Here is a 25914-nt window from a genome sequence, read left to right on the forward strand (position 1 = left end):
CGATCTTGGAGGCCCCCCAGCCTCCGCCGTCCCCGCCGCCTCCGCCCCCGGCCCCGCCGACCCCGCAGCCGCCGTACCCGGGCCGGTAGCCCGATCCGGCCCTCGGCCGGGCGCCCTTGCGGCGTCCGGCCGAGGGCCGCCCACCGCCCCACAGACATTGCGCAGCCCTCGGAGGAAATCGTGTCCATCTCCCCTGAGCAGGACCCCACGCCTTCCCAGCCCGTGACGATCGCGATCAGCGGTCCCGACAACGTCGGCAAGACCAAGCAGATCGGCATTCTGGCTCGCCGCCTCGGCTCCGCCGCCCACGCCACCGGACGGCTGGACGACTACGACCCGCGCTGGGACGGCATCAAGGCCACGGGCATGGGCGCCTGGTGGTTCGAGCGCGGCCCGATCGAGGAGGTCGCCGACGTCCTCGCCAGCTCCTACCTGGAGCGCTCCCGCAGGCCCGCCGCCGCGCCCGTGCGGCTGATGGACCGGGGCATCCCGATGCTGGGAGCCTCGCTGGCCGCCACCGTCGCGGTGCGCGAGCGTCTCAACCCCGACGAGGCCGCCGAGCGGGCCGGCAAGCTCCTCGATCCGTACGCCGCCGACGTGCGAGCCGCCGAGGCGGCCGAGTACGGCATCGTGCTCCTTCACGACGAGGACCCGGTGATCGGCACTTCCCGCAGCCTGTCCCACGAGCGGCACGTCACCCCGGCCTACGCGGACTACCAGCGGCACCTCCACGTGCAGATGCACCGGCTCGTCGCCGAAGGCAGGTGGGCGGAGACCATCGTGGTCGGAGAGCGCCGGGTCGTGGCCGTCCGGGACGAGCTCCGCCAGCGCCTGCACCCGATCACCCCGCTCGTGCCGCCCCGCGCCCTGCCCGGCCTGCGGGTGGTCGCGCTCGGCGGCATGTCGGAGAGCGGCAAGAGCACGGCGGGCGAGTACCTGAGGGTGAGGCACGGGTACGCCCGCCTCAAGATCGGCTACCTGATCGAGGACGCCGCCAAACGCGTAGGCATCGCCGACCCGTACGAGCTCTCGGCCGTGGTGCGGGCCGAGCTGCTGGTCGACGGCCTCGACCGCTACTGCGCGGCCCACCACTTCCTCGACCACGTCACCATCGAGTCCCTGCACGACCAGGACGCAACCGCCGAACTGCGACGGATGCTCGGCGAACAACTGACCGTCGTCTACGTCGACGCGACGCCGGAGGTCCGCGCCGAACGCGGCACCGCCGGGCCCGAGGACGTGGTCGAGCGCGACACCGTCAAGGCCCGCCGCGGTGCGGCCGGGATCGTCTCGCTCGCGCAGGAGGTCATCGACAACAACCACAGCCGCCTGCACCTGGAGCGCCGCCTCGACGGGATCGCCCTGGCCCACCGCTGGCCCCTGCGCAGGCCGGCCACCACGCCGGTGAACACGCTCGGTCTGCCCGTTCACCTGGAGTCCTACCTCTCCGAGCTGCTCGACCGCACCACCGTCCAGGTGCCGCCCGTCATCGACCTCCTCGCCGTGACCGGCAGCGGCGCTCGAGGCAAGTACCAGCACGGGTGGTCCGACCTGGACGTCTTCGTCGTCGCAGAGCAGGACAGCCTCCCCAGGCTCCGGCAGGCCCTCGCCGAACTCGAAGCCGAACTCGCTGGCGTCAGGCTTGGCCTAACCGTGCTGACCCAGGACGAGTGCCGCACCGGGGCGGTCACCTCCCGCCTGCTGCACGTCCTCATGCTGATCGGCTCCGGCTCCCTCGTGCCGCTGTGGTGCCGCCCCGGCCTGGCCCTGCCCGCCCCGGACGCGGCCGGCGACGTGGCGGCCAGCGTCGAGGCCGGCGTGCAGGCCGCCATCGAGATCCGCCGCCAGCTCCTCAAGGGAGCCCCCGACCTGCGCGCCCTGTTCAAGATCACCGCTCTGCTGGCCAAGGTGATGCTCCGCTTCGAGGGCACCGAACGCGCCTCGGACGACGACGCGCTGGGCGTCTTCCTCGACCGCGAGCCCGCCGCTGACGCCGACCTACGCCGCCAGGCCCGCGAGGACCGCGAGAAGGCGGTGGAGCTGGCCAACATCGTCCTGGGCCACTGGCTGGCCACCATCGCCTTGCCGACGAGCCGCGCATGAACGGCCCCGTCGCCTCGGTCCCTGCCTTCCGCAAGGTCCTCGTCCCCGCCGCAGCGGAGGCCGAGGTCCAGGGCTGGCAAGCCACCGCACGCACGCTGCCGGTGCCCCAACTGCTGGGCCACAGCCGGGCGGCCGACAGGCACGTCGTGGCCTACGAGGACGTGTTCGCCACCGGCCGGTGCAGCATGCTGCTCGGCGACGTCATCGCCACCGCGGACCGGCACCCGAGCGCGCTGCCCCGGGTCACCGCGCTGATCGACGCCGTCTGCGACAGCCTGCTCACCGCAGTCGCCGACAGCGTCCGCGCCGCGCCGCTCTCGGACTGCGTGACCGGCCTCTACCTGGACCGCATCCGCCCCGGCGGGCGGATCGACACCTGGTACCTGTCCGGCCAGCTCACTGTCCCCGCCCCACGCACCGACCAGCGGCTGCCCGTGCATTCCCTCACCGGTCACATCCTCGTCGTCAACGGCGTCCCGATGCGCCTCGACCTACCCGCCATCATCTGGGAAGCCCGCGAAGCGCTCTGCTCCGTCCGTACCTGGGTCACCGCGCTCACCCAGGGCGACCCGACCGAACCGAACATCGCCGACCCGCTGTGCTGGCTCGACTTCCAGTACGCCGGCCGCAACACGGTCGCCGGGGAAATCGCCATCCTCCTCTGGTACTTGCTCGGCATGGGCGGCTGGCTCGTACCGACCTACCAGCCCGACGTGTACGCCCGCACGCTGCCGTTGCACCTGCCGCCGGTCACCACCCCGCACCTCGAACACGTCGACCACGACGAGCGCCACCGCCGCCTGGAAGTCCGCTACACCTGGGCGGTCGGCGCCGGGCGCCAGGCCGCAATCGACCGCCTGCTGAAGCGCGTTCGCGCCGACCTCGCGCCCGCAGCCGGGCTGGATCCGGACCGCTTCCTCGCCCAGATCCGCCACTTCCTCGCCCTGCGGATCCTCGGCGTGATCCCGCCCGGCCGCCTCACCGGCCACGACCTCCTCCTGCTCCTGGCCAAGCTCGCCGAGACCCAGCAGCCCGAGACCGTCCGCGAGACCTTCACCCGTACCCAGCCCGCGCTGGCCACCGGCCCCGACGATCGGACCGACGATGACCACACCCACGCCGCTTGAACTGCCCATCGCCGCCCTGCCGCTCCAAGGTCGGGTCGCGCTGGTCACCGGCGGAGCCACCGGGATCGGCGCCGCGATAGGCCGAGCCCTGGCCGCCGCCGGAGCTGCCGTCGGCATCAACCACCTCGCACAGATCCGCCAGGCTCGCACCGTGCTCGCCGACGTGCGGCGCGAGGGCCGCAGCGGCATCGAGGTCAGCGCCGACCTGACTGACTCGAACGCCGTGGCCTCGCTGGTCAGTCAGGTCGAGTCCGAGCTCGGGCCGGTCGACGTCCTCGTCAACAACGCGGGCGCCTACCCGCGCATCCCGTGGGACAGGCTCGGCGAGGACGACTGGGTGCTCGCCATCGAGTCCAACTTGACCATCCACTACCGCACTTGCCGGGCCATCACCCCGGGCATGACCGAGCGCCGATGGGGCCGGATCGTCAACATCGGCAGCGTCAACGCCCGCGCCGGCCGCCCCGGACTCACCGCCTACAGCACCGCCAAGGCCGGCCTCCTCGGCCTCACCAGGTCGCTGGCCAGGGAACTTGGACCGGCCGGGATCTGCGTGAACACTGTCGTACCCGGGGCCATCCAGGTCGAGGCGGAGAACGACCTGCCCGCCCACCACCGAGCCCGACCCGAGGACCAAATCCGCCGCCAGTGCGTCCAGCGCCGGGGCCGCCCCGAGGACGTCGCCGCTGCGGTCGCCTTCCTCGCTGGCCCCAGCGCGTCCTTCATCACCGGCCAGTCGTTGCACGTCGACGGCGGCTGGCTCCTCCACTGACCCGCCTCACACCACCGAGACCACCGAGAAGGAAGAGATCACCATGCAGCACCGCGTCCGCGCCGTCCTCCTCACCCCGAACGACACCATGCTTCTGATCAAGCGCATCCGCCCCGGCATCGACCCGTACTGGGTGATCGTCGGCGGCAAGATCGAACCGACCGACGCCAGCCCCGATGACGCCCTGCTGCGCGAGGTCCGCGAAGAGATCGCGGGCGAGGCCGAGATCGTCAGCCTCCTCCACACCATCGAGACGGACGACGAGCGCCAGGACTTCTACCTCGCCACCATCGACAAGTGGAACTTCGAGGACCGCACCGGCCCCGAGTTCAGCCAGGAAGGCCGAGGCGAGTACCTCCTCGAAGAGATCCCACTGACCACCGATGCCCTCGACACGGTCAACCTCCTGCCCCAGGACTTCGCGGCCGTCCTACGCGACGCCGTCGAGCGAGGGGAACTCCTCGCCGCCCGCTGACCGCGAAGGCGGCCGGGTCGGCTCGGCCGCCCGACATTCGCGCGCAACCCACGACGGCCACCACGCACGGCTCCACCGAAAAGCGGCAGCCCTTGATGTGATCAAGACCGCTGCGGCAAAAGGGCCTTGGTGTGGCGGGTGACGTGGTACGTTCCGTGATCCAACCAAAAATAGGCGACCCCGGCAGCGCGCCAACGCTCCGGGGTCCGGCAACAGGAGTACGACCTCCCGATGCGCGTCCATCGTACCGAACACGTACGTAGCTTCACCGTGCTGCCCAACGGCCTGCTGCAGGATCGGCGGCTGTCCTACACCGCCCGCGGCCTGCTCGCCGACCTCCTTTCCCGCCCGGACGGCTGGCGCGAGGACGGCCGGCACATGGCCGACACCAGCCCCCAGGGCCGAGGTGCGATCCGCAAGGCTCTGAAGGAGCTGGCCGAGGCGGGCTTCTACCGGGTCGACAAGATCCGCATGCCGGACGGCACGATCATCACCGAGACCCACGTCTACGACACCCCGCAGCTGGCGCTGCCGAGTGTCCCCCGTCCGGTCTCCGGTGAGGCGACCACCGGCCGTGCTGGCGTCCCTCTTGTAAAGAACCGGTACCAAGAACCCTCCCACCCCGCCGAGCAGGCCGACCAGCAGTCGGCCACCGGCCGGGAGGCCGTCGACCGGCCCGATGGGCGGGAGGAGGGCCACACCATCGACCAGGAGACTCCGGCCGTACCGGACGAACAGGTCCGCGAGGCGGTCGCGACGCTGTTCCGGGTGCTCCGCGCGGAGCCGCGCCTGCAGCTGGGCGAGGCCGAGGCCACCGAGCTGGCGCCACTCGTCGCCCAGTGGCTGGCGCGCGGCAGCACAGCCCAGGAACTGGCCCAGGCCCTGCTGCCGGGCTTGCCCGCGCCCCTGCACTCCCCGGTCGGCGTGCTCCGCAGCCGCCTGAAGCGCAAGATGCCGCCCGTGCAGGCCCCGCAGCAGCCCTCCAAGCCCCGGTACGCCGAGTGCGCCAAGTGCCACGACCCCGTGCCGCAGCCGGGCATCTGCCGCCCCTGCGCGGGCCTCGGCAGGCGTCCGGCCTCGGTCGACCGTGGTACCACAGTTGCCACCAGCGGTGCTGCCCGAGTGCGGGCAGTAATGCTCGCGCGGAAGGGGCCAGAAGACCTCGGGCGAGTTGCGGCGGTTTCGTAGCAACGCCGGTTCGCCGGGATGGCTGTCCGAAAAGCGTTCAAGTTCACGCAGAGCGCTCCAAGCGGAAGCGATCTCGACTATTTCGGAGGTGGGTCTACCTCGGCTGACTGAGGGGGGACGGTCATCCGTGCTCGCTCAGCAGCCATGCGCACGTAGGGCAGTTCGTCGATGTGATATCGGAGCCGCACCATCTGCCATGCGGCTTCGTACGGGAGATCGGCTGCGAACGTGACCATGAGTCGGTAGGTCCGCCAGCTGCTGATCGGGGCAAGAATCCAGCGAACAGTAGTCACCTTCACGCAAATCAGTTTGACGACTAGCCCACTTGTGGTCAGCGCTTTACGGACAATCATCCTGGCCCACGCTACGACGAGGCCCCGTCATGCGACCCGGGCAATTGCCCTGGTCGGAGGGGATCCAGTGAGCCAGGCTTAACGCACGAGCCCGCTGGGCTTGCTGTGACTCCAGATGATTCTGGCATCTCGTGTTAAGCGAACTAATCGAACGAATATCCCACCCCGCCAACGCATGGATCGACTCTGGCAGATACTGCGAGGTCAGCAGTGCTGGCTCGATACTCCACCAATCGGAGTGAAGCACTCCGAATTGCAGCGTTGGGAAATGGCTTGATCACGCGATCCTGAATCCGCAGCGAAGCGCAGGCTTCTAGACATCTCCGGCCCAGGTGATCGACTCTTCGATGTCGGAACGGGTGCAGGGGTGGCACAGTCTCCGATGTGGGGTGCCGTGTAGCACGCCGAAAGATCGCGATCCAAGCTCAGGGGGGATTTGTGACAACACCAGCAGAGATCGTCACGGCAGCGGCCGGTGCCTTCGTCGGCGCCATGAGCACGGACGTGTGGCAACTCGCCAAGGACCGGATTTCTCAGTTCGTGCGCCGGCACGGGACGCCGGACGATCACGCGGTGCTGGTTCGGTTGGACGGAATCCGCCAGGATCTGCTCGAGACACCTGACGCCGAGCGTGAGAGTGCTGCTCGGGCCTTCACGAGGAGCGTGGCCCGCGACCTGCAGCCGTTGGCCTCCCGGAGTGCTGAGGCCGAGAGCGATTTGCACAGGCTGGTTGAGGAGCTGGGCAATGATCCGCGGTTCTCGGCGTCCGGGGTAGTGATCAACAGCGGGCTGAAGTTCTCGGGTATCAAGACTGGCGGTGGCGACTTCAACTTCACCGGCCGCGACAGGATCACCGGAGGGCAGGCGTGAACGCCGACGACTCCGACAGGCCCGCACATGAGCCGCTTGCCGGTCTACCGGTAGCGCCCGAAGCTCACCCACACAGTGCGGCACCGCGCCCGGAGGACGTCACGGAATCTCGCGAGGAAGAGGAACTGGAGACTCCTGCCATCACTGTGTCGGACAACGAGATCGGCGGCGACGCCAACGTTGCCGGCCGCGACCTGTACGTCACCAAGTACATGCAGGGCCTCGCGTACCTTCAGCCGCGCCCGATCTCCCGCACGGACCTCCTTCGACCGGAGCTCTTCGAAGCGCCCGGTGGTTATGCCGATACCGTGCTACAACTCAAAGCCGATGTCACGTCGGGCGAGAGGGCCCGTAGCGCTCTGGCATTGGTGACGGAGCCAGGCGTGGGCGCCCGGACCACCGCGATGCGGCTGTTGGACGACTGCCTGCCCCAGCAAGCCCGGCTGTTCGAGCTCTTGGCCGACTGGGAGAAGCCGGACGCCGCACTGATCCCGAAGGAGCGCCACACAGGCTACCTGCTCAACCTTGCCGGGGAGAGCGAGCTGCTGTCCGACCAGTTCCGCGAGCAGCTGGCCGAGTACGCAAGGCAAGCATTTCGTACCGGTACAGTCCTGGTCGTCCTTGTGAGCCGGCAGGCATGGGGACCGGTGGCTGAGGGGGACGACCGTGGGCCCGTCCTCGTGCGCGAGGCCAAGCGGCCGAGTGCCGCGGGTGTGGTGGAACGCAGGCTGTCGGCTGACCCGGAGACGGCCGAGCGTGCCAAGTGGCTCCATGTCGAAGAGAGTGTGTTCCACAACCTGCTCACGCCCGACACCTCCCCGAGTGAGGCGGAGCGCCTGGCCGGAATCATGGCCAGGGCTACTGGTCATGACGATGCGAACGCTCGGGGCGAGTACGAGAACTGGGAAGGTGTCATCCATCGGTGGTTCGGTGGCGAAGAGGAAGAAGCGCCTCGGCCACGGGCCTTGCGTATCGCCGCCTCGTTCCTAGACGAGTGCCCCGCCCGGGTGATCCTGGATGCTTCCGACAGTCTGCTTTGCCAACCGGAGATCGGTTGGCCAGCTCCTCCGGGTGGTCCGCTGGCCGGGCCCGACGCCGAGCAGCGTTGCAAGGCTGCGGACATCGCGTTCCGGGAAGACGGGACCGCCTCCATCAGCCAGGACCGGCCCGGGATCGATCGTGCCCTGCTTCGCCACGTCTGGTACACGCGGCCCCAACTCGTGCCTGTGTTGACCAAGTGGCTAGAGCAGATCAGCGCGGCGGGGGCGGTTGCCGAGCCCTACCGGGAGCGCTTGGCCGCCTCGTTGACTGCCCTCGCCGAGTCCGAAGGGCCGAAGACGATCCTGGAACTCCTCGACAAGTGGATCGCGCAGGATAGCCGAAAGAGCCTGGCGCTCGACGTGCTCGACGATCTCGCGGTACACCCGCTCGTCGGAGCCGCTGTTCGGCAGCGGCTCCGTGGCTGGGCCGAGGGGAAGCGGCGGGTCGACCGGCAGCTGGCCGTCGCCGGGATCTGCAGCCGTCGCCTTGGCCGAGACTTTCCACACATCGCGCTCACCCGGCTTCGGTACGTCCTGGACAAACCAGGTGACGAATCGGCAACGCAGGCCGCACTCGATGCGCTGGTGGACCTTCTCCACGACACAGGGCTCGCCGCGCAGGTCCTGAAGTCCCTTGTGGACTGGATCCCGCTCCCCGGCCATGATGCCGCCCCTGGTGTTGGTAGTGCCTCGGCGTTCATCGACGTCCTGGCTGTGGGGCAACCTGGTGTCGGCCACGCGCCTGGAGCAGTTGGCGCTGGGGCCCCTCTCGTCCTGGGCCTTCTGCAGTTGGACGGTCCGGAAGGCGGAGCGGTACGGGTGCTTCTCAAGGATGGTGTGCGGGCAGCATGGCGGCACCCTGCCATCCGCGCCAAGGCCGCCGTAGCAGTCGACAGCTGGTGCCGCGCAGCCGAAGCGGAGGAGCTCCCGACCAGTGCCGTCCGCGATCTCATCTCGGTCGTCTTTGAGGAGGAGGTTGGCTGCCTCGGAAGCGATCTGAACCGCATCCTCGGTGGAGACAGCGAACTGCGGAACGAGCTCCGTTTCGAGTACGCACAGGCCATCCTCAGCGCCAAGTCCACGCAAGCCAGCACCGCTGGCATCGAGACGTGAGGTGGTGGCGGCGACCAGGACGATCACTGGCGGTCGAGAAGGTCGAGCAGTCAGATGCGATGGGCGAGTTCCCATACCGGTTTGACGCCCGCTTGGAGAGTTCGCGCCGGGCCCTGTGGTTCGCGGCGACGGTGGAGTACTCGTTCACCGTCGTCGCGAACCTCGCGGTGCCTCCGCTGCACCCGCACGCCGTGGCACGCTCACTTCTGCGTCGCCAGGCCCAACGTGTGAGCCGAGAGTTCCTGCCGGGGGATGTCGAAGCTGCACAGGATGCGATCAACGCTTACCTGTCCGACAAGCTCGAAGCCGACCCACGGATCGCGGTCACGGCCCGGGTCCGACTGTCGCTGGAGCCGGACATCGCAGAGGAGGTCGAGCGCCAGAAGCTCGCCGAAAGGCAGCGATCTATGGAGGAACACCTAGAGTCCGTCAGACTCAACATCCTGCGCGAGCGCCTGGTCGACGAGGCCCTCGGTCTGCCATGGTGGATCGACAGGTACGCAGACCTCATGTTCATGGCCGGCGACCCCAAGGTGAAGGCCGAAGCAGTGATCACGGCGTTCAGGAGCGTGCAAACCGCCCTGCGTCACGAGCATAGAGAGCTCATTGCAGACGAGAAGGATGTCGTCTTGGCCCGGGTGGACGAGCTTTTGCGCGTCCTGGAGGACCCCACGACCGCCGTTCGCGCCGCAGGCGTACTCGAACAGCTCGTCCACGCCATCCACGGCAATACGCGCCCCGCCGGGATTTCCGCTCAAGCACGCGAGGCCGACAACCGGTCACCGCACATCGATTGATCACCGCTTCCCGTACTGAACCGGCTGGTCTCCCCAGCCATCGCGGGGGCACATCTGGGGCACATGAGGGCCAAAAGTGCCGCTGACCAGTGCGAACTACTGAAGGTAGTTTCGCCTGGTCAGCGGCACTTTCATGGCCAAACTCGCAGGTCACGGGCTTGCGAGGGTCAAAAGATCCTCAAGTGGCAGGACGGAGCGCTGCTCCAGGCCGCGTCCTGACCGTCGCCCGGCCCGGCCCGGTGGCCGCGGGCCCCGGTTGCCGGGGGTGGGAGGGGATCGGACGATGGGGGGATGATGCACCAGATGCGAGCCGAGTACGGCGCCGGCGGTGCGGCCGAGGGGGTTCGGCTGTGGCACGTGGTCCGGGGTGAGGAGAGCGTCGCGATGTGCGGGCGGGAGCTCGATCCGGGGGCGCGGGTGCGGGAGGCGGTGGACTGGGGGAGGACCCCGGAGCTGTGCTGCCACACCTGCGGGGCGTACTTCCTGCGCGAGGCGCCGTACCTGGCGGGCGAACACCGCCCCTGAGGCCGGTCTACCGTGACCGGCATGGAGGAACCACTCGTCCGGTGGCGGCCGTTGACCGACGAGGCCGCCGGGCTGCGCGCCGGTGTGCCGGAACTGCCCGAGTACGTCGACCGGTTGTGCGCGCTGGTCGAGCGGGTGGACCCGCTGGTCCGCGCGTTCGTGCCGGAGCCGGGGCGGCACGGACGGCTGCGGGCGCAGGCGCGGGAGCTCGCCGCGCGGTACCCGGAGCCGGTCGGGCGGCCGCCGCTGTACGGGGTGGCGGTGGGCGTCAAGGACGTCGTGCACGTGGACGGGCTGCCCACCCACGGCGGTTCGGCGCTGCCGCCCGGGGTGCTGGCCGGGCCGCAGGCCGTGGTGGTGGACCGGCTGCGGGCGGCGGGGGCGCTGGTCGCGGGCAAGACGGTGACCACCGAGTTCGCCGCGAGCGCCCCCGGCCCGACCCGCAACCCGCACCATCCCGGGCACACCCCGGGCGGCTCCAGCAGCGGTTCGGCGGCGGCGGTAGCGGCCGGGCTGGTGCCGCTGGCGGTCGGCACCCAGACGGTCGGCTCGGTGGTCCGCCCGGCCGCGTACTGCGGGGTGGTGGGCTTCCGTCCGACGTACGGCCGGATCCCGACCACCGGGGTGATCCCGAACGCGCCGAGCTTCGACACCCTCGGGATCTTCACCGCCGACCTGGCGGGCGCGGCCCTGGCGGCCCCGCTGCTCTGCGACGGCTGGCGGGCGGTGCGGGACGGGTCGGAAGCGCCGGTGCTCGGGGTGCCGGACGGGACGTACCTGGAGCGGGCCGAACCGGCCGCGCTGCGCGCCTTCGAGGAGCAGGCGGCGCGGCTGGCGCGGGCCGGGTTCGCGGTGCGCCGGGTCGAGCTGTTCCCGGACTTCGCCGGGATCGTCCGGCAGTTGCAGACGGTCAACCGCTTCGAGCTGGCCCGGAGCCACGCCGACTGGTTCGCCCGCTTCGGCGGGCTCTACCGGCCGGAGACGGTGGCGGGCATCCGGGCCGGCCAGGGCGTCACGGCCGAGGACCGGGCGGCCGCCCTGCGGTTCCGGGAGCGGCTGCGCGAGCGGGTGGCGGAGGCGGGCGCGGCGGCCGGGGTGGACCTGTGGCTGGCGCCCTCGGCGACCGGCGGCGCGCCGGAGGGCCTGCACAGCACCGGGGACGCGGTGATGTCGCTGCCGTGGAGCTTCCTCGGGCGGCCGGCGCTGAGCCTGCCGGCCGGGCGGACCCGGGAGGGGTTGCCGCTGGGGCTCCAGGTGGTCGGGGCGGAGGGCGGCGACGAGCGCTTGCTGGCCCAGGCCGCCCTGGTCGAACGGGCCCTGGCGGACGGTTAGACGAGCGCCGGGTCGGCCGGGTCGGCGGCCTCGGCGCGCAGCAGGCGCAGCAGCAGGCGGCCGGCCCGCTCGTACGGGGTGTCCTCGTCGTGCAGCACGGCCTGGGAGTTGGCCGTCTCCAGGACGGCGATCAGGGCGAAGGCGAGGTCCCCGAGGTCGGTGTCGGGGCGCAGGGCGCCGGCGGCCCGGGCGTCGTGGAGGGTCTCGACGACGGTGTCGAACCACTCGCCGGCGCAGCCGGCCAGGGCGTCCCGGACGGCGCCGGGGCGGGCGTCGAACTCGGCGGTGACCTCGTAGAAGAAGCAGCCGCCGGGGAAGACCCGGGCGCGGGAGTAGGCGAGCCAACCCTCGCAGAGGGCCCGGGCCCGGGCGAGGCCGGGCGGGGTGTCGGCGACCGGGGTGACGACGGCGTCGGCGAAGATCCGGCGGGCGGCGCGGACGGTGGCCAGCTGCAGTTCCTCCTTGGAACCGAAGCCGGCGAAGACGCCGCTCTTGCTGAGGCCGAGGTCGGTGGCGAGGCGGCCGATGGAGAGCGCGTCCAGGCCCTCGACGGAGGCGATCTCGACGGCGCGGCGCAGCACCGCCCGGCGGGTCTCCTCGCCGCGTAGAACCCGTCCGTCCGTGGTCGGTCCGGCCATCGTCCGCCCCTGTTCTGCTCGTCGTGGGTGCCGCCCAGGGTAGTGCGTGCGCCGTGGCGGGCCCGGACGCGCGCCTGGGCGGGCCCGGGGAATCCTCGGAAAACTGCACGAACGGTCGTGCTAATATCTCGCCCGAGCGAGGCGTGACAAGGAGCGCGGAGAGCAGGGAGACCCGATGGACCCGACTCAGGGACTGATCCGTACGACCCTCAACCCCACCGCCCGGATCGCCCCCGGCCTGGCCGGGCGGGCCGCCTTCGAGCTGTTCAGGCACCCGCTGCGGCGCAGCCGGGTGCGCGGTTCGGAGCGGGAGGTGCACGAGCGGGCGGTGACCGAACGGCTCTCCGTGGGCGGCAAGCCGGTGGTCGGCTACCGCTGGGGAAGCGGCGAGCGGCCGGTGCTGCTGCTGCACGGCTGGCGCTCCCGGGCCTCCCGGTTCGCCCCGTACGTCCCCCGGCTGCGGGCGCTCGGGCTGAGCGCCGTCGCCTTCGACGCGCCGGGGCACGGCGACTCCGGCGGCCGGACCACCAGCGTGCCGGAGTACCGCGAGCTCGCGCTGCGGCTCCAGGACCGGTACGGGCCGTTCGAGGGCGTGGTGGCGCACTCGCTCGGTGGCTGCGCGGCCTTCGGGGCGCTGGCCGACGGCCTGCGGGCGGGGCGGCTGGCCGCCGTCTCCGGGGTGTCCCGGGTCGGCTTCTTCCCGGCCGCGTTCTGCGCCGGGCTCGGGCTGAACGCCGACGTGGAGCGGGCGTTGCGGGCGCGGATCGAACGGGAGCTGTTCGGCGGGGACGCCGGGGGCTGGGAGCGCTACGACGCGGCCCGCCAGGTCGACGCGGTCGGCGGCCCGGTCCTGGTGGTGCACGACGAGGACGACACCGTCGTCCCGTTGAGCGAGGCGCACCGGCTGCGCAGGGCGTACGGGGAGCGGCTGGACCTGGTGGTCACCCGGGGGCTCGGCCACCGCCGGATCATCGCCGAGCCGGCGGTCGTCGACCAGGTGATCGGCTTCATCTCCGCCGGACTGGAGGCCGCTGCCGCATGAGGAGCACCGTGATCGTCGAACTGCACGCGCGGGCCATGGAGTTGGCCGTCCAGGTGGTGGACGGCGTGCGGCCGGACCAGCTGGACCTGCCGACCCCCTGCGCCGGCTGGACGCTGCGCGGACTGCTGGAGCACTGCGTGGGCCAGCACCAGGGCTTCACCGCGGCCGCCCGCGGCGCCGGGCCGGACCCGGCGCTGTTCGCGGACGCCCCGCTCGGCGCCGACCCGGCCGGCGCCTTCCGCCGCAGCGGGGCCGACCTCACGGCGGCCTTCCGGGCGGCGGCCGCCGCGGAGCGGCCGCTCTGGCTGCCCGAGATCCGCGACGGCGGGCCGTTCCCGTTCGCCGCGGCGGTGGGCTTCCACCTGCTGGACACCCTGGTGCACGGCTGGGACGCGGCCGCCGCGCTGGGCACCCGGGACGGACTGGTCGCGGCGGTGGACGGCGACGACGCGCTGGCCACCGCGCTGCTGACGGTGGCGCAGGCCGTCCCGAGCACCCCGGAGGCCAGGGCGCCCGGGCGGGCCTTCGGTCCGGGGCTCGAACCCGGCGGTGGCGACGGCCGGTCGGCCCGCGCCCTGGCGCTGCTCGGCCGCGACCCGGCCTGGAAGCCGTAGCGGCCCAGCGGACTCGGGGCGGCGGGGCTGCGGGCGTCGGGGGCGTCCGGGACACAGGGGATCCCGGAAGGCCTAGGCGATCCGGGAGCTCCCGGTGCCCCGGGTGTGGGTGCCCCGGGTGTCGGGGCCGCGCCGCTCGTCGGGGAAGCGCGGCCCGCCGATCAGGAAGAGCAGTACGGCGGTCGGGAAGCCGAGCGAGGCGGCCAGCACCACGATGAACTGCCAGAACATCTTCCGCTCCTCGTCAGTCGCGGGCGGCCCGGACACCCGAAGGTGATCCCAAACCCGACCCGCTCCGATTGGCCGAATCGTCCGGTCACTGTCCGACGGTATGGCCGAATCACCCCCGCTGCCACCGGGCACCGCGCCCCGGCCGGCGCCGCACCGGCGCACGGGTCTGGGCGCGGGCCGGGGGCGGCGGCCACACTGTCGGGATGCAGCTACAGCTCGCAGGGGAAGCACGGCGGCCCGACCGCGAGAGCGAGGACTTCGCGGCGGCCTCGCCGGAGGCGCTGGTCCTGCTGGACGGCGCGAGTTCGCCGACCGGCCTGGAGTCCGGGTGCCGGCACGGCACCGCCTGGTACGTGCGCCGGCTGGGCGTGCACCTGCTCGCCCGGCTCACCGACCGGCCGGACCGCTCGATCGCCGAGTGCCTGGCCGACGCCATCGTGGAGACGGCCGCGCTGCACGGCGGCCGCTGCGACCTGGCCCATCCCAACACTCCCGCCGCGATGGTCGTCGCGGCCCGGCGGCACGGCGGGGCGCTGGAGTACCTGGTGCTCGGCGACTCCCTGCTGGTGCTGGAGCCCAAGGACGGCCCGCCGAGGGTGATCGGGGACAACCAGCGCTTCCCCGGCGGGGAGGCGCTGCGCCGGAAGGTCTGGCAGACCGTCCCCGGCTCGGCCGAACGCGCCGCGCTGCACCTGGAGTACGCGCTGGCCGTGCGGGCCGCCCGCAACCGGGGCAACGGCCCGTGGATCGCCGCCGCCAGCCCGCGGGCGGCCGAGCACGCCGAGACCGGCTTCGTCCCGCTGGACGGACTGCGCGCGCTGGCCGCCCTCACCGACGGCGCCTCGCGCTACACCGAGCGCTTCGGGCTGGGGAGTTGGGGCGATGTGCTGCGGCTGCTCGACGAGTCGGGGCCGGGCGAGCTGATCGCCCAGGTCCGGGCGGTGGAGCGGGCGGACGCCGAGTGCGAGCGCTGGCCGCGCGGCAAGACGCACGACGACGCCTCGGCCCTCTACGCGCTGTTGTGACCGGGTACGGCGCGGCGGCCGCGGGTCTCGCCCGCGGCCGCCGCGCCGCACCGGCTCCGAGCCGTCAGCGGCCGGAGGCGGGGATGGTGCCGAGCCGGCCGGCCTGGAAGTCCTCCATGGCCTGCTGGAGTTCGCGGTGGCTGTTCATCACGAACGGGCCGTAGTGGGCGACGGGCTCGCGGATCGGGAGGCCGCCGAGGAGGACGACCTCGAAGTTGGTGTCGCGGGAGTCCTGCTTCTCGTCGGCGCGGATGGTGAGGGAGTCGCCGTCGCCGAAGACGACGGCCTGGCCGCGGTGGAAGGGGCGGTGCTCGGTGCCGGCCGAGCCGTTGCCGGCGAGGCCGTAGGCGAGGGCGTTGAAGTCGGTGCGCCAGGGCAGGGTGATCTGGGCGCCGGGGCTGACCGAGGCGTGGATCATGGTGATCGGGGTGAAGGTGGTGCCGGGGCCCTGGTGGCCGCCCAGCTCGCCGGCGATCACCCGGAGCAGCGCGCCGCCGTCCTCGGTGCTGAGCAGCTTGACGCTGCCGCCGCGGATGTCCTGGTACTTCGGGGCGATCATCTTGTCCGAGGCGGGCAGGTTCACCCACAGCTGGAGGCCGTGGAACAGGCCGCCGGACCGCACCAGCGACTCCGGCGGGGTCTCGATGTGCAGCAGGCCGGAGCCGGCCGTCATCCACTGGGTGTCGCCGTCGGTGATGGTGCCGCCGCCGCCGTGCGAGTCCTGGTGGATGAACGTTCCGTCGATGATGTAGGTGACGGTCTCGAAGCCGCGGTGCGGGTGCCAGGGGGTGCCCTTGGGCTCGCCGGCCGCGTAGTCCACCTCACCCATCTGGTCCATCATGATGAACGGGTCGAGGTACTTCTGGTTGATCTTGGCGAAGGCGCGGCGGACGGGGAAGCCCTCGCCTTCGAAGCCCTCGGGAGCGGTGGCCACGGTGAGGACCGGCCGGGCGCTCGTGACGGCGGGGTCCGGCGTGGTGACGCGCGGGAGGGTCAGCGGGTTGTCGACGGTCACGGCGGGCATGTCGGCCTCCTTCGGGGGTGGTCTGGCCTACGTGCACCAGGTTAGTTCAATCCTCAACAACAGGCAAGTTGAAAATTGAACTATGTGGTGACGAAGGAGCGGCGCTCCCTCTCCCAGGATGGGTCAGCCGTACATCCGGCGCATGGTGAAGTCGACCATCTGCTCGACGGCCTTGGCGTCGAACACCATCCGGTGCTCGCCCTCCATGTCCAGCGCGAAGCCGTACCCGGTCGGCAGCAGGTCCAGGACCTCGGCGCCGGTCACGGTGAAGTGCTTGGAGTCCTTGCCGGCGTAGCGGCGCAGCTCCTTCAGTGAGCTGAACATCGGGATCACCGGCGTCGGGGTGTTGTGCAGCGCCAGGAACCCGGGGCGGTCGCCGCGCGGGCAGTGCACCTTCGAGGTGATGAAGATCGCCTGGAAGTCCTCGACCGCCATCGAGCCGGTGGTGAAGGCCCGTACGGCGTCCGCGAGTGAGGGCGGGGACGGTTCGGGGTACAGGGACTGCTGCGGGGGCTGCGCCTGCCCGCCGTAGGCGTCGGGTCCGGGCATGCCGTTCATGCCCTGCTGCGGTCCCGCCTGCTGCTGGTAGGGGTCGCCCGGGTATGTGTTCTGGTCATATCCGTACACACGGACAGGCTAGCGGCAGCGCACCCCGCTCCGCTGGCACCGATCCTGACAAGGAGTGGCCGCCCGGGCTGTGGGACGTGACCACGTTCATAGCCGATTCACGGGCGGGGGCTTGCCCAAGTTACCGCTGGGTAGCATCATGATGCCTACTGGTGGGTACGGGACGCCGGAACGCGGCGGTCTCCCGGAAGCGACGAACCGGAGATAACGGCCATGGGTCACTACAAGTCCAACCTGCGCGACGTGGAGTTCAACCTCTTCGAGGTGTTCGGCCGCGAGCAGGTGTACGGCACCGGACCGTTCGCGGACATGGACGTCGAGACCGCGAAGAACATCCTGAGCGAGATCTCGCGCCTCGCCGAGAACGACCTCGCGGCGTCCTTCACCGACACCGACCGCAACCCGCCGGTCTTCGACCCGGAGACCAACACCGCGCCGATCCCGGCCGCCTTCAAGAAGAGCTACCAGACCTTCATGGACGCCGAGTGGTGGCGCCTGGGCATCCCGGAGTCGATCGGTGGCCAGGTCACCCCGAACTCGCTGATCTGGGCCTTCGCCGAGCAGATCCTGGGCTCCAACCCGGCCATCTGGATGTACTCCTCCGGCCCGGCCTTCGCCGGCGTCATCGCCGAGGAGGGCACCGAGGAGCAGCTCGAGATCGCCAAGCGGATGACCGACCGCCTGTGGGGCTCCACCATGGTCCTCACCGAGCCCGACGCGGGCTCCGACGTGGGCGCCGGCCGAACCAAGGCGATCCGGCAGGAGGACGGCTCCTGGCACATCGAGGGCGTGAAGCGCTTCATCACCTCGGGCGAGCACGACATGTCCGAGAACATCATCCACATGGTGCTGGCCCGCCCCGAGGGCGGTAAGCCGGGCACCAAGGGCCTGGGCCTGTTCATCGTCCCCAAGTTCGACTTCGACTGGGAGACCGGCGAGCTGGGCGAGCGCAACGGCGTCTACGCCACCAACGTCGAGCACAAGATGGGCCTCAAGGCCTCGAACACCTGCGAGATGACCTTCGGCGCCAAGCACCCGGCCAAGGGCTGGCTGCTCGGCGAGAAGGTCGACGGCATCCGCCAGATGTTCAAGATCATCGAGTTCGCCCGCATGATGGTCGGCACGAAGGCCATCGCCACCCTCTCCACCGGTTACCTGAACGCCCTGGAGTACGCCAAGGAGCGCGTGCAGGGCGCCGACATCTCGCAGTTCATGGACAAGACCGCCCCGCGCGTCACCATCACCCACCACCCGGACGTGCGCCGCTCGCTGCTCACCCAGAAGGCCTACGCCGAGGGCATGCGCGCGCTGGTCCTGTTCACCGCGTCCACCCAGGACGACATGATGGCCGCCAAGCTGCGCGGCGAGCGCGACGAGGCCGCCGAGCGCCTGAACGACCTGCTGCTGCCGATCGTCAAGGGCTACGGCTCGGAGAAGTCCTACGAGCAGCTCGCCCAGTCGCTGCAGACCTTCGGCGGCTCCGGGTACCTCCAGGAGTACCCGATCGAGCAGTACATCCGTGACGCCAAGATCGACACCCTCTACGAGGGCACCACGGCGATCCAGGGCCAGGACTTCTTCTTCCGCAAGATCGTCAAGGACGGCGGCCAGGCGCTCACCGCGCTGTCCGAGCAGATCCAGAAGTTCCTCGGCTCCGCCGCCGGCGGCGACGCCCTGGCCGCCGAGCGCGAGCTGCTCGCCAAGGCCGCGGGCGACCTGGAGGCCATCGTCGGCAAGCTGCTGGCCGACCTCACCTCGGTCGAGCAGGACGTCAAGAACATGTACAAGGTGGGCCTGAACACCACCCGCCTGCTGATGGTCTCCGGCGACGTCGTGGTCGGCTGGCTGCTGCTGCGCCAGGCCGCGGTGGCCCTGGCCAAGCTGGAGGCCGGCGCCTCGGAGAAGGACGTCCCCTTCTACCAGGGCAAGGTCGCGGCGGCCCGCTTCTTCGCCAAGAACGTCCTGCCGACCGTCGCCCCGCAGCGCCTGATCGCCGAGGGCATCGACAACGAGATCATGGAGCTGGCGGAGGAGGCCTTCTAGGCCTCGGCACCTCCCGAACCGCCTGACACACCCTCACACCGAAGGGCCCGGCTGCCACCGGGCCCTTCGGTGTGTCCGGGCCGTGGTCCGGGGAGGCGAAACCTCAGGTCGCACGGGGTGGTTCACTGTTGTGTCCGAGGTTGCGCACCGGACCGGTGTTCCGAATGCCCTGTCCGTGTACGGGCATATGCTCAGGTGCGAAGCCGCCTCCCCATCCGGCTTCGGCCCTCACTCGACCCAGGAGCAGCATGTCGACCGCCGCCCGCCAGGCATTCTTCGACCGGACGCACACCGACGACCTGATCGCGTTCCTCGGCACCTCCCCGTCCCCGTACCACGCGGTGGCGAGCGCCGCGGAGCGGCTGGAGAAGGCGGGGTTCCGGCAGGTCGCCGAGACGGACGCCTGGGACCACGCGGCCGGCGGGCGCTACCTGATCCGCGGCGGCGCGCTGATCGCCTGGTACCTGCCGGAAGGAGCGGGCCCCGAGACCCCGTTCCGCATCGTCGGCACCCACACCGACTCGCCCAACCTGCGGGTCAAGCCGGTGCCGGACACCGGCTCGGAGGGCTGGCGGCAGGTCGCCGTGGAGATCTACGGCGGCGTCCCGCTGAACACCTGGCTGGACCGCGACCTCGGCCTCTCCGGCCGGCTCGCGCTCAAGGACGGCACCGTCCGGCTGGTCCAGCTGGACGAGCCGCTGCTGCGGGTGCCCCAGCTCGCCATCCACCTGGACCGCCAGGTCAACGAGGGCATGAAGCTCGACAAGCAGCGCCACCTCACCCCGATCTGGGGCCTCGGCCCGGTCGACGAGGGCTCGCTGATCTCCTACGTCGCCCAGCGGGCCGGTCTGGCCGCCGCCGACGTGGTCGGCTGGGACCTCATGACCCACGACGTCCAGCCCGCCTCCTACCTGGGCCGCGACCGCGAGCTGCTGGCCGCGCCCCGCCTGGACAACCTGCTCTCGGTGCACGCGGCCACCGCCGCGCTCGCCGCGGTCGCCACCGCCGACGGCGCCGCCGACCTGCCGTACATCCCGGTGCTGGCCGCCTTCGACCACGAGGAGACCGGCAGCGAGTCCGACACCGGCGCGCAGAGCCCGTTGCTCGGCAACGTGCTGGACCGGACGATCCACGCGCGCGGCGGCGCCACCGAGGACCGGGCCCGGGCGCTGGCCGGCACCGTCTGCCTCTCCTCGGACATGGGCCACGCCGTCCACCCCAACTACAGCGAGCGGCACGAGCCGGGCCACCACCCGATGCCGAACGGCGGGCCGATCCTCAAGGTCAACGTCAACAACCGCTACGCGACCGACGGCGTCGGCCGGGCGGTGTTCGCGGCCGCCTGCGAGAAGGCGGGCGTGCCGTGGCAGAGCTTCGTCTCCAACAACGCCATGCCCTGCGGTACGACGATCGGCCCGATCACGGCGGCGCGGCTGGGCATCAGGACGGTGGACTGCGGCATCGCGGCGCTCTCCATGCACTCGGCGCGCGAGCTGTGTGGCGCGGAGGACCCGTACCTGCTGGCGAGCGCGCTCAAGGCCTTCCTGGAGGGCTGACGGCGGTGGCGGAAGGGGCCCGGCGTCGGTTCGCCGGGCCCCTTCGCGCTGTGCCGCGTCCTCTGGCTACTCCATCCCGGCCAGCACCAGCGGCAGGCGGCGGGCGCCGTCGGCGACCAGCTTCACCGGCACGCCCCAGTCCTGCTGGTGCACGTGGCAGGCCGGGTACTCGATCTCCGGGTCGTCGTCGCAGGACGCGGCCATCGCCGAGACGTGCAGCACGCCCTCGGCGACCTCGGCGGAGAGCACCAGCTCACGGGAGAGGTCGCTGTCCGCGCCAGCGCCGGAGACCAGCAGCTCGGGCGGGGTCGCGCTGACCAGCAGCCGGGTGGACGGGCCGTAGCGCTCGTCCAGCTTCTGGCCGTTCGGCGCCTCGAAGACCACGTCCAGCCGGAACGCGCCCGGGGCGACCTCGGTGGCCGCCCGCTGGGTGCGGTGCGCCACCGACTCGACCCGTACCGCCTCCTCGGGCAGCCGCAGCCTGGTCAGCCGGTGCCGGGCCGACTCGACCACCACGATGTCGCCGTCCACCAGCACCGCCCCGGAGGGCTCGCGCAGGTCGGTGGCCAGCGTGCTGACCTCGCCGCTCGCCGGGTCGTAGCGGCGCAGCGCGTGGTTGTAGGTGTCGGCGACGGCCACCGAGCCGTCCGGCAGCACGGTGACGCCCAGCGGGTGCTGGAACAGGGCCTGCCCGGCGGCGCCGTCGCGGTGGCCGAAGTCGAACAGGCCGGTGCCGACGGCGGTTTCGACCGTCTTGGTTTCACGTGAAACCGAGCGCAGCGCGGAGGTCTCGGAGTCGGCGACCCAGAGCCGCTCGCCGTCCGCCGAGACCGCGAGGCCGGAGGGCTGGGCGAACCAGGCCTCGGCGGCGGGCCCGTCCACCAGGCCCTCGTTGGTGGTGCCGGCCGCGACCGCGACGGTGTCGGTGGCCGGGTCGTACGACCACAGCTGGTGCACGCCGGCCATCGCGATCCACACCCGGCCGTCGAACCAGGCGACGTCCCACGGCGAGGAGAGGTCCACCTCGCGGGCCGGGCCCCCGGTGGCCGAGCCCTGCCACCACTGCCGGCCGGTGCCGGCCAGGGTGGTCACCCGGCCGTCGGCGAGGCGGACGCCGCGCAGCGCGTGGTTGACGGTGTCGGCGACGACCACGTCGTACTCCGAGCCCTCCGGCAGCAGCGCGAGGCCCTGCGGCTCGCTGAACCGCGGGCCGACGCCGTCCGCGCCGTCGCCGTCCACCAGGCCGCGCCGCCCGTCGCCGATCCGGCGCACCACCGTCTCGCCGTCCTCGGCCAGCTCGACCAGCGAGTGGTGGCCGGAGTCGGCGACCAGGAAGTGGCCGTTCGGCAGCCGGACCGCCTTGCCGGGGAACTTGAGGTCCCCGGCGGTCGGCTCCGGCGCCACGTACGGGCCGTCGCCGCGGCGCAGCGTGCCCTTCGCGGCGTGCTCGGCCTCCAGCTCCTCGACCAGCCGGGCCAGTGCGTGGGCGTGGCCCTCGCCGGCGTGCTGGGCGACCACGTAGCCCTCCGGGTCGATGACCACCAGCGTCGGCCATGCCCGTACGGCGTACTGCTTCCAGGTGGCCAGCGCCGGGTCGTCCAGCACCGGGTGGTGCACCTCGTAGCGGGCCACGGCGTCGACGACGGCCTGGTGGTCGGCCTCGTGCACGAACTTCGGCGAGTGCACCCCGACGATCACCACGGTGTCGCGGTGCTTCTCCTCCAGCTCCCGCAGTTCGTCCAGGACGTGCAGGCAGTTGATGCAGCAGAAGGTCCAGAAGTCCAGGATGGTGATCTTGCCCCGGAAGTCGGCGAGCGTGAGCTCCTTGCCGCCGGTGTTCAGCCAACCGCCTGCCCCGACCAGCTCGGGGGCGCGTACACGTGCACGAGATGCCATGCCCCAATGAAACCGCACGCCGGCTGCCCGCATTCCGGCGGACCGGGCTCACCAGTCCGGCGTGCGGGCGGCGCTCAGCTCGACGATCTTCCGGGCGGTGTGGAGGGAGGTCCCGGTCCAGCCGAGCAGGGCCCTGGTGGCCATGATCGCGGGGATCACGCCCACCCCGCGTTCGGCCAGCAGCGACTGGACGGCTTCCATGCCGTCGGCGGCGAGCACCGGGCGGCACTCCTCGACCAGCGCGGTCAGGCGGGCGGCCCGTTCCGCCGTCAGGCCGAGGAGGTTCGGGAAGAGGTCGGGCCGGGCGAGGTCGGCCTCCCAGCGGGTCTCGCCGTCCTGGGTGCGCATGGTGGGGTAGAGGCCGAGGGTGCGGGCGAGTCGGGCGGAGGCGCGGTGGTCGGGGTGGATGTGGGCGACGGCGGTGGTGATGCCGGCCGTGACGAGGTGGGTGAGCAGGGTGCGGGCCGCCTCGTGGGCCAGGCCGCGGCGCTGCCACGGGGTGCCGACCACCCAGGCGAGTTCGGCGCCGTCGGCGCGGACCGTGGCCTGCACGTAGCCGGTGAGGGCGCCGTCGGCGCGCAGCCGCAGCACCCAGTTGCCCCAGACCTCGGCCGGGTCGGGGGAGCCGGCGGCGAGCCGGGCGCAGCGGGCGCGCAGCTCCGCAACGGTGGCCGGGCGGCCGCCGGTGAAGGCGTGCAGCGCCGGGTCGGCGAGCGCGGCCGCCAGCTCCTCGGCGTGCCCGGGGGCGATCGGCAGCAGGTCGAGGCGCTCGCTGCGCAGCTCGGCGGTGGTCAGGTCGGAGTGCATGGCAGGTATTGAAGGGGATCGGGGGGTTGCCGTGCGACGGGGTTTCGGCCCGCCGACAGGCTCCGCCGCTCACTCGGGTGGGGTATCTTTTGCCAACCCTTGACCAGGTGGGTCGGGGGCCCTGGCCGGCCGGTCAGGGGGACGGCGTGAGCGGACCGGGGGCTGGAACCACGATGAACGACATCCTGCACGGGCTCGGTGCGGCGGCGGCCTACGGCGCCCTCGGCGTGGTGCTGCTGCTCCTCGGCATCGGCCTGGTCGACCTGCTGACGCCCGGCCGGCTCGGCCACCAGATCTGGGTCGAGCGCAACCGCAACGCCGCCCTGCTGCTCAGCTCGGCGCTGCTCGGCATCGGCGGCATCGTCTTCACCGCGATCATGTACACCTACGCCGACTTCGGCAAGGGCCTGGTCTCGACGGCCTGTTACGGCCTGCTCGGTCTGGTGCTGATGGCCGTCGCGTTCTGGCTGGTGGACCTGCTGACGCCGGGCAAGCTCGGCGCGATCCTGGTCGATCCGGAGCCGCACCCGGCGGTGTGGGTGTCCGCCGCCTGCAACATCGCGGTGGCGGCGGTGGTGTCGGCCGCGATCGCCTAGGCGCACCGGCCGCGGGGACGCGGGGCACGGGCTCCCGGCCGCGGGGCCACCGCCTGCCGCCCGGCGTCCGGCCCGGACGCCATCGGGCGCCGGTGCGCTACGCCGGGTACGGCGCCTTGCCCAGGACGTGCTCCCGCCCCCAGTCCCCCAGCGGCCCCAGCGCCGTGTTGAGGCGGTGCCCCGCCTCGGTCAGCGCGTACTCGACGCGTGGCGGCACCTCGTCGTACGCCTCCCGGTGCACGATGCCGTGCGCCTCCATCTCGCGCAGGTGCGCGGCCAGCACCTTCTCGGTGATCCCCGGCAGCAGCCGGCGCAGCTCGCCGAAGCGGCAGTGCGGGCGCTCGCCCAGGGCCCAGAGGATCGACACCTTCCACTTGCCGCCGATCACGTCCATCGCGGCGTCCGTCCCGCAGATGTACGCCCCCGGCCTCGGCACGATCGCCATGCCCACCCCTTCCGGCCCCTCCGAGCTCGATGCTCACCCCAGGGTAACCACCCACTTCGAAGTGCGTACTTGATCGTCTCCGGAGCCGCGCCGAGGCTGGACGCCATGGCAACCAACACCGTTGAGAACGTGACCAAGACCCCGCTCACCCTGCTCGGCCTCGGTGCGATGGGCACCGCGCTGGCCGAGGCCTGGCTCGCCGCCGGGCACCCGCTGACCGTCTGGAACCGCACCGCCGCCCGCGCCGACGGGCTCGCCGCCCGCGGAGCCGCCGTCGCCGCCGGCGTCGCGGAGGCCGTCGCGGCCAACCGGCTGGTCGTCGTCTGCCTGCTCGACGACGACTCCGTCCTCGAAGCGCTGGACGGCGTCGACCTGACCGGCAAGGACCTCGTCAACCTGGTCACCAGCACCCCCGGGCAGGCCCGCGTCCGCGCCGCCTGGGCCGAGCGGCGCGGCGCCCGCTACCTGGACGGCGGGATCATGGCCGTCCCGCCGATGATCGGCGTCCCGGCGGCCGGGGCGTACGTGTTCTACAGCGGCTCCGCCGAGCTGTTCGCCGAGCACGGCGACACCCTCGCCGCCCCGGCCGGCACCCGGTACGTGGGCGCGGACGCCGGGTTCGCGGCGCTGCACGACGTGGCGCTGCTCAGCGGGATGTACGGGATGTTCGCCGGGATCGCGCACGCCTTCGCGCTGATCAGGGGCGAGGCCGTGGCGCCGAGCGAGCTGGCGCCGCTGCTGGGCGGGTGGCTCGGCGCGATGTCCGGCTCGGTGGCCAAGACCGCGGAGCAGCTGGAGGCCGGGGACTACAAGCTGGACGTGGTGTCCAACCTGGCCATGCAGGTGGCCGGCAAGGGGACGCTGCTGCGCACCGCGGAGGAGCAGCGGGTGAGCGCCGAACTGCTGGAGCCGTACTTCCGGTTGATGGAGCGTCGCCTGGAGGCCGGCGACGGTGAGGAGGACCTGACCGGGGTCGTCGACCTGCTGCGACGGTGAGTTCCGGCCGGTAACGTACCGGCATGGCAGACCTCGAAGAACGCGCCACCGTCGTCGCGTCCGACCCACGACCGGCCGGGGCGGAGGTGGTGGTCCGACCGCGCCGCGCCGCCGACCTCGCCGACTGCGTCCGGGTGCTGGGCGACGTCCACGCCGCCGACGGCTACCCCGCCGACTGGCCCGACCGCCCCGCCGCCTGGCTGACCCCGGACGGCCTGCTCGCCGCCTGGATCGCCGAGTCGGACGGCCGGCTCGCCGGCCACGTCGGCCTCGCCCGCAGCGCGCCGGGCGACCTCGCCCCGGTGCTGTGGAGCCACCGCACCGGCGGCCCCCCGGAGCTCGCCACGGTGATCGGCCGGCTGTACGTCGCCCCCACGGCGCGCGGCCACTTCATCGGCGCCCGGCTGCTGGACTGCGCCGTGGCGCACGCGCGGGCGCTCGGCCTGCACCCGGTGCTCGACGTCCTCGCCACCGACGCGGCCGCGCTGGCCCTCTACCGCCGCCTCGGCTGGACCCACCTCGGCAGCGGCGACCAGCGCTGGGCCTCCGGACGCACCGTCACCGTCCACTGCTTCGCCGCCCCGAGGGGCTGAACGGCCGCCGCCTCCCCCGCCCGCCCCGCCCGGGGCGCCGCGTCCTGGCGCCGTGCCCGGACGGGGCTCCCTCGGGCGGGGGAGCC

The 25914-nt window shown here is 72.1% G+C and carries 24 protein-coding genes and 1 pseudogene; 18 read left to right on the top strand and 7 right to left on the bottom strand.

Annotated elements, in window-relative coordinates; genetic code table 11:
* Positions 1-180 precede the first annotated feature (180 nt).
* The 10 genes from ACZ5GH_RS19365 (at position 181) to ACZ5GH_RS19410 (ending at position 11695) form a co-directional block, all read left to right on the top strand.
* Positions 181-2103 carry a nucleotidyltransferase domain-containing protein gene (locus ACZ5GH_RS19365; protein ID WP_464334873.1) on the top strand — a complete coding sequence of 641 codons (1923 nt, stop codon included), beginning with the start codon at positions 181-183 and terminating at the stop codon, positions 2101-2103.
* Positions 2100-3230: a hypothetical protein gene (locus tag ACZ5GH_RS19370; RefSeq protein ID WP_464334874.1), complete on the top strand. Its 1131-nt coding sequence runs from the start codon at positions 2100-2102 to the stop codon at positions 3228-3230. The genes ACZ5GH_RS19365 and ACZ5GH_RS19370 overlap by 4 nt, the downstream gene beginning before the upstream one ends.
* Entirely contained in the window at positions 3208-4002 is a 795-nt protein-coding gene (fabG, locus tag ACZ5GH_RS19375; protein ID WP_464334875.1) for a 3-oxoacyl-ACP reductase FabG, read from the top strand. The genes ACZ5GH_RS19370 and fabG overlap by 23 nt, the downstream gene beginning before the upstream one ends.
* A 43-nt stretch (positions 4003-4045) precedes the next feature.
* Positions 4046-4477, top strand: coding sequence for an NUDIX hydrolase (locus tag ACZ5GH_RS19380; protein ID WP_464334876.1), 432 nt, complete (start codon positions 4046-4048; stop codon positions 4475-4477).
* A gap of 231 nt (positions 4478-4708) precedes the next feature.
* On the top strand, positions 4709-5665 hold the full coding sequence (locus ACZ5GH_RS19385; RefSeq protein WP_464334877.1) for a hypothetical protein: 957 nt from the start codon (positions 4709-4711) through the stop codon (positions 5663-5665).
* A gap of 791 nt (positions 5666-6456) precedes the next feature.
* Positions 6457-6888 carry a hypothetical protein gene (locus ACZ5GH_RS19390; RefSeq protein ID WP_464334878.1) on the top strand — a complete coding sequence of 144 codons (432 nt, stop codon included), beginning with the start codon at positions 6457-6459 and terminating at the stop codon, positions 6886-6888.
* Positions 6885-9041, top strand: coding sequence for a hypothetical protein (locus ACZ5GH_RS19395; RefSeq protein WP_464334879.1), 2157 nt, complete (start codon positions 6885-6887; stop codon positions 9039-9041). The genes ACZ5GH_RS19390 and ACZ5GH_RS19395 overlap by 4 nt, the downstream gene beginning before the upstream one ends.
* A 59-nt stretch (positions 9042-9100) precedes the next feature.
* Positions 9101-9838 carry a hypothetical protein gene (locus ACZ5GH_RS19400; protein ID WP_464334880.1) on the top strand — a complete coding sequence of 246 codons (738 nt, stop codon included), beginning with the start codon at positions 9101-9103 and terminating at the stop codon, positions 9836-9838.
* A gap of 303 nt (positions 9839-10141) precedes the next feature.
* A complete protein-coding gene (locus tag ACZ5GH_RS19405) occupies positions 10142-10363 on the top strand; it encodes a hypothetical protein (protein ID WP_401106375.1) in 222 nt (73 codons plus the stop codon).
* Positions 10364-10384: 21 nt separating this feature from the next.
* Positions 10385-11695 carry an amidase gene (locus tag ACZ5GH_RS19410; RefSeq protein WP_464334881.1) on the top strand — a complete coding sequence of 437 codons (1311 nt, stop codon included), beginning with the start codon at positions 10385-10387 and terminating at the stop codon, positions 11693-11695.
* Here the strand turns inward: ACZ5GH_RS19410 and ACZ5GH_RS19415 are convergent.
* Positions 11692-12333 carry a TetR/AcrR family transcriptional regulator gene (locus ACZ5GH_RS19415; RefSeq protein WP_387758980.1) on the bottom strand — a complete coding sequence of 214 codons (642 nt, stop codon included), beginning with the start codon at positions 12331-12333 and terminating at the stop codon, positions 11692-11694. The genes ACZ5GH_RS19410 and ACZ5GH_RS19415 overlap by 4 nt on opposite strands.
* A 175-nt stretch (positions 12334-12508) precedes the next feature.
* Between ACZ5GH_RS19415 and ACZ5GH_RS19420 the strand changes: the two genes are divergently transcribed.
* Together ACZ5GH_RS19420 and ACZ5GH_RS19425 are read left to right on the top strand one after the other, a co-directional pair.
* Positions 12509-13375, top strand: coding sequence for an alpha/beta hydrolase (locus tag ACZ5GH_RS19420; protein WP_464334882.1), 867 nt, complete (start codon positions 12509-12511; stop codon positions 13373-13375).
* Positions 13372-13989 carry a TIGR03086 family metal-binding protein gene (locus tag ACZ5GH_RS19425; protein ID WP_387758984.1) on the top strand — a complete coding sequence of 206 codons (618 nt, stop codon included), beginning with the start codon at positions 13372-13374 and terminating at the stop codon, positions 13987-13989. The genes ACZ5GH_RS19420 and ACZ5GH_RS19425 overlap by 4 nt, the downstream gene beginning before the upstream one ends.
* A 72-nt stretch (positions 13990-14061) precedes the next feature.
* Here ACZ5GH_RS19425 and ACZ5GH_RS19430 read toward each other — a convergent pair whose 3' ends face one another.
* Positions 14062-14220 (bottom strand): hypothetical protein, encoded by a 159-nt coding sequence (locus ACZ5GH_RS19430; protein ID WP_387758986.1) that lies wholly within the window; start codon positions 14218-14220, stop codon positions 14062-14064.
* A 203-nt stretch (positions 14221-14423) separates the two neighbouring features.
* On the opposite strand from ACZ5GH_RS19430, the gene ACZ5GH_RS19435 reads away from it, so the two are divergent.
* Entirely contained in the window at positions 14424-15245 is an 822-nt protein-coding gene (locus tag ACZ5GH_RS19435) for an integrase (protein WP_387758987.1), read from the top strand.
* Positions 15246-15309: 64 nt separating this feature from the next.
* On the opposite strand, the gene ACZ5GH_RS19440 is transcribed toward ACZ5GH_RS19435, so the two are convergent.
* A complete protein-coding gene (locus tag ACZ5GH_RS19440) occupies positions 15310-16269 on the bottom strand; it encodes a pirin family protein (RefSeq protein WP_387758989.1) in 960 nt (319 codons plus the stop codon).
* Between the two features lie 123 nt (positions 16270-16392).
* The gene (locus tag ACZ5GH_RS19445; protein ID WP_387758990.1) at positions 16393-16896 is read right to left on the bottom strand and encodes an SseB family protein; all 504 of its coding nucleotides are present in this window, start codon (positions 16894-16896) and stop codon (positions 16393-16395) included.
* A gap of 213 nt (positions 16897-17109) precedes the next feature.
* Here ACZ5GH_RS19445 and ACZ5GH_RS19450 point away from each other — a divergent pair, with 213 nt between their 5' ends.
* Together ACZ5GH_RS19450 and ACZ5GH_RS19455 are read left to right on the top strand one after the other, a co-directional pair.
* Positions 17110-18939: an acyl-CoA dehydrogenase gene (locus tag ACZ5GH_RS19450; RefSeq protein ID WP_464334883.1), complete on the top strand. Its 1830-nt coding sequence runs from the start codon at positions 17110-17112 to the stop codon at positions 18937-18939.
* Between the two features lie 248 nt (positions 18940-19187).
* Positions 19188-20495 carry a M18 family aminopeptidase gene (locus ACZ5GH_RS19455; protein WP_464334884.1) on the top strand — a complete coding sequence of 436 codons (1308 nt, stop codon included), beginning with the start codon at positions 19188-19190 and terminating at the stop codon, positions 20493-20495.
* A 66-nt stretch (positions 20496-20561) separates the two neighbouring features.
* Here the strand turns inward: ACZ5GH_RS19455 and ACZ5GH_RS19460 are convergent, their stop codons facing one another.
* Both ACZ5GH_RS19460 and ACZ5GH_RS19465 read right to left on the bottom strand, forming a co-directional pair.
* Positions 20562-22391, bottom strand: a complete 1830-nt coding sequence (locus tag ACZ5GH_RS19460; RefSeq protein ID WP_464334885.1) for an NHL domain-containing thioredoxin family protein — start codon at positions 22389-22391, stop codon at positions 20562-20564.
* 315 nt (positions 22392-22706) lie between these two features.
* Positions 22707-23198 (bottom strand): annotated as a pseudogene (locus ACZ5GH_RS19465) (GNAT family N-acetyltransferase); the annotation flags it as partial.
* A gap of 173 nt (positions 23199-23371) precedes the next feature.
* Here ACZ5GH_RS19465 and ACZ5GH_RS19470 point away from each other — a divergent pair.
* Positions 23372-23794 (top strand): DUF350 domain-containing protein, encoded by a 423-nt coding sequence (locus tag ACZ5GH_RS19470; RefSeq protein WP_401106399.1) that lies wholly within the window; start codon positions 23372-23374, stop codon positions 23792-23794.
* A gap of 97 nt (positions 23795-23891) precedes the next feature.
* On the opposite strand, the gene ACZ5GH_RS19475 is transcribed toward ACZ5GH_RS19470, so the two are convergent.
* Complete coding sequence (locus tag ACZ5GH_RS19475; RefSeq protein ID WP_387758999.1) at positions 23892-24239, bottom strand: winged helix-turn-helix transcriptional regulator; 348 nt, start codon at positions 24237-24239, stop codon at positions 23892-23894.
* A gap of 105 nt (positions 24240-24344) precedes the next feature.
* On the opposite strand from ACZ5GH_RS19475, the gene ACZ5GH_RS19480 reads away from it, so the two are divergent.
* Together ACZ5GH_RS19480 and ACZ5GH_RS19485 are read left to right on the top strand one after the other, a co-directional pair.
* The gene (locus tag ACZ5GH_RS19480; RefSeq protein ID WP_387759001.1) at positions 24345-25235 is read left to right on the top strand and encodes an NAD(P)-dependent oxidoreductase; all 891 of its coding nucleotides are present in this window, start codon (positions 24345-24347) and stop codon (positions 25233-25235) included.
* 23 nt (positions 25236-25258) lie between these two features.
* Entirely contained in the window at positions 25259-25828 is a 570-nt protein-coding gene (locus ACZ5GH_RS19485) for a GNAT family N-acetyltransferase (protein ID WP_464334886.1), read from the top strand.
* Positions 25829-25914: the final 86 nt, after the last annotated feature.

It is taken from the genome of Kitasatospora sp. Xyl93 (assembly GCF_055383135.1).

Bases quoted from the DNA above. Each gene is read 5' to 3' on its own strand.
- ACZ5GH_RS19370 (WP_464334874.1), top strand. From the start codon at position 2,100: ATGAACGGCCCCGTCGCCTCGGTCCCTGCCTTCCGCAAGGTCCTCGTC.
- fabG (WP_464334875.1), top strand. From the start codon at position 3,208: ATGACCACACCCACGCCGCTTGAACTGCCCATCGCCGCCCTGCCGCTC.
- ACZ5GH_RS19380 (WP_464334876.1), top strand. From the start codon at position 4,046: ATGCAGCACCGCGTCCGCGCCGTCCTCCTCACCCCGAACGACACCATG.
- ACZ5GH_RS19385 (WP_464334877.1), top strand. From the start codon at position 4,709: ATGCGCGTCCATCGTACCGAACACGTACGTAGCTTCACCGTGCTGCCC.
- ACZ5GH_RS19400 (WP_464334880.1), top strand. From the start codon at position 9,101: ATGGGCGAGTTCCCATACCGGTTTGACGCCCGCTTGGAGAGTTCGCGC.
- ACZ5GH_RS19405 (WP_401106375.1), top strand. From the start codon at position 10,142: ATGCGAGCCGAGTACGGCGCCGGCGGTGCGGCCGAGGGGGTTCGGCTG.
- ACZ5GH_RS19410 (WP_464334881.1), top strand. From the start codon at position 10,385: ATGGAGGAACCACTCGTCCGGTGGCGGCCGTTGACCGACGAGGCCGCC.
- ACZ5GH_RS19415 (WP_387758980.1), bottom strand. From the start codon at position 12,333: ATGGCCGGACCGACCACGGACGGACGGGTTCTACGCGGCGAGGAGACC.
- ACZ5GH_RS19420 (WP_464334882.1), top strand. From the start codon at position 12,509: ATGGACCCGACTCAGGGACTGATCCGTACGACCCTCAACCCCACCGCC.
- ACZ5GH_RS19425 (WP_387758984.1), top strand. From the start codon at position 13,372: ATGAGGAGCACCGTGATCGTCGAACTGCACGCGCGGGCCATGGAGTTG.
- ACZ5GH_RS19430 (WP_387758986.1), bottom strand. From the start codon at position 14,220: ATGTTCTGGCAGTTCATCGTGGTGCTGGCCGCCTCGCTCGGCTTCCCG.
- ACZ5GH_RS19435 (WP_387758987.1), top strand. From the start codon at position 14,424: ATGCAGCTACAGCTCGCAGGGGAAGCACGGCGGCCCGACCGCGAGAGC.
- ACZ5GH_RS19440 (WP_387758989.1), bottom strand. From the start codon at position 16,269: ATGCCCGCCGTGACCGTCGACAACCCGCTGACCCTCCCGCGCGTCACC.
- ACZ5GH_RS19450 (WP_464334883.1), top strand. From the start codon at position 17,110: ATGGGTCACTACAAGTCCAACCTGCGCGACGTGGAGTTCAACCTCTTC.
- ACZ5GH_RS19455 (WP_464334884.1), top strand. From the start codon at position 19,188: ATGTCGACCGCCGCCCGCCAGGCATTCTTCGACCGGACGCACACCGAC.
- ACZ5GH_RS19460 (WP_464334885.1), bottom strand. From the start codon at position 22,391: ATGGCATCTCGTGCACGTGTACGCGCCCCCGAGCTGGTCGGGGCAGGC.
- ACZ5GH_RS19470 (WP_401106399.1), top strand. From the start codon at position 23,372: ATGAACGACATCCTGCACGGGCTCGGTGCGGCGGCGGCCTACGGCGCC.
- ACZ5GH_RS19475 (WP_387758999.1), bottom strand. From the start codon at position 24,239: ATGGCGATCGTGCCGAGGCCGGGGGCGTACATCTGCGGGACGGACGCC.
- ACZ5GH_RS19480 (WP_387759001.1), top strand. From the start codon at position 24,345: ATGGCAACCAACACCGTTGAGAACGTGACCAAGACCCCGCTCACCCTG.
- ACZ5GH_RS19485 (WP_464334886.1), top strand. From the start codon at position 25,259: ATGGCAGACCTCGAAGAACGCGCCACCGTCGTCGCGTCCGACCCACGA.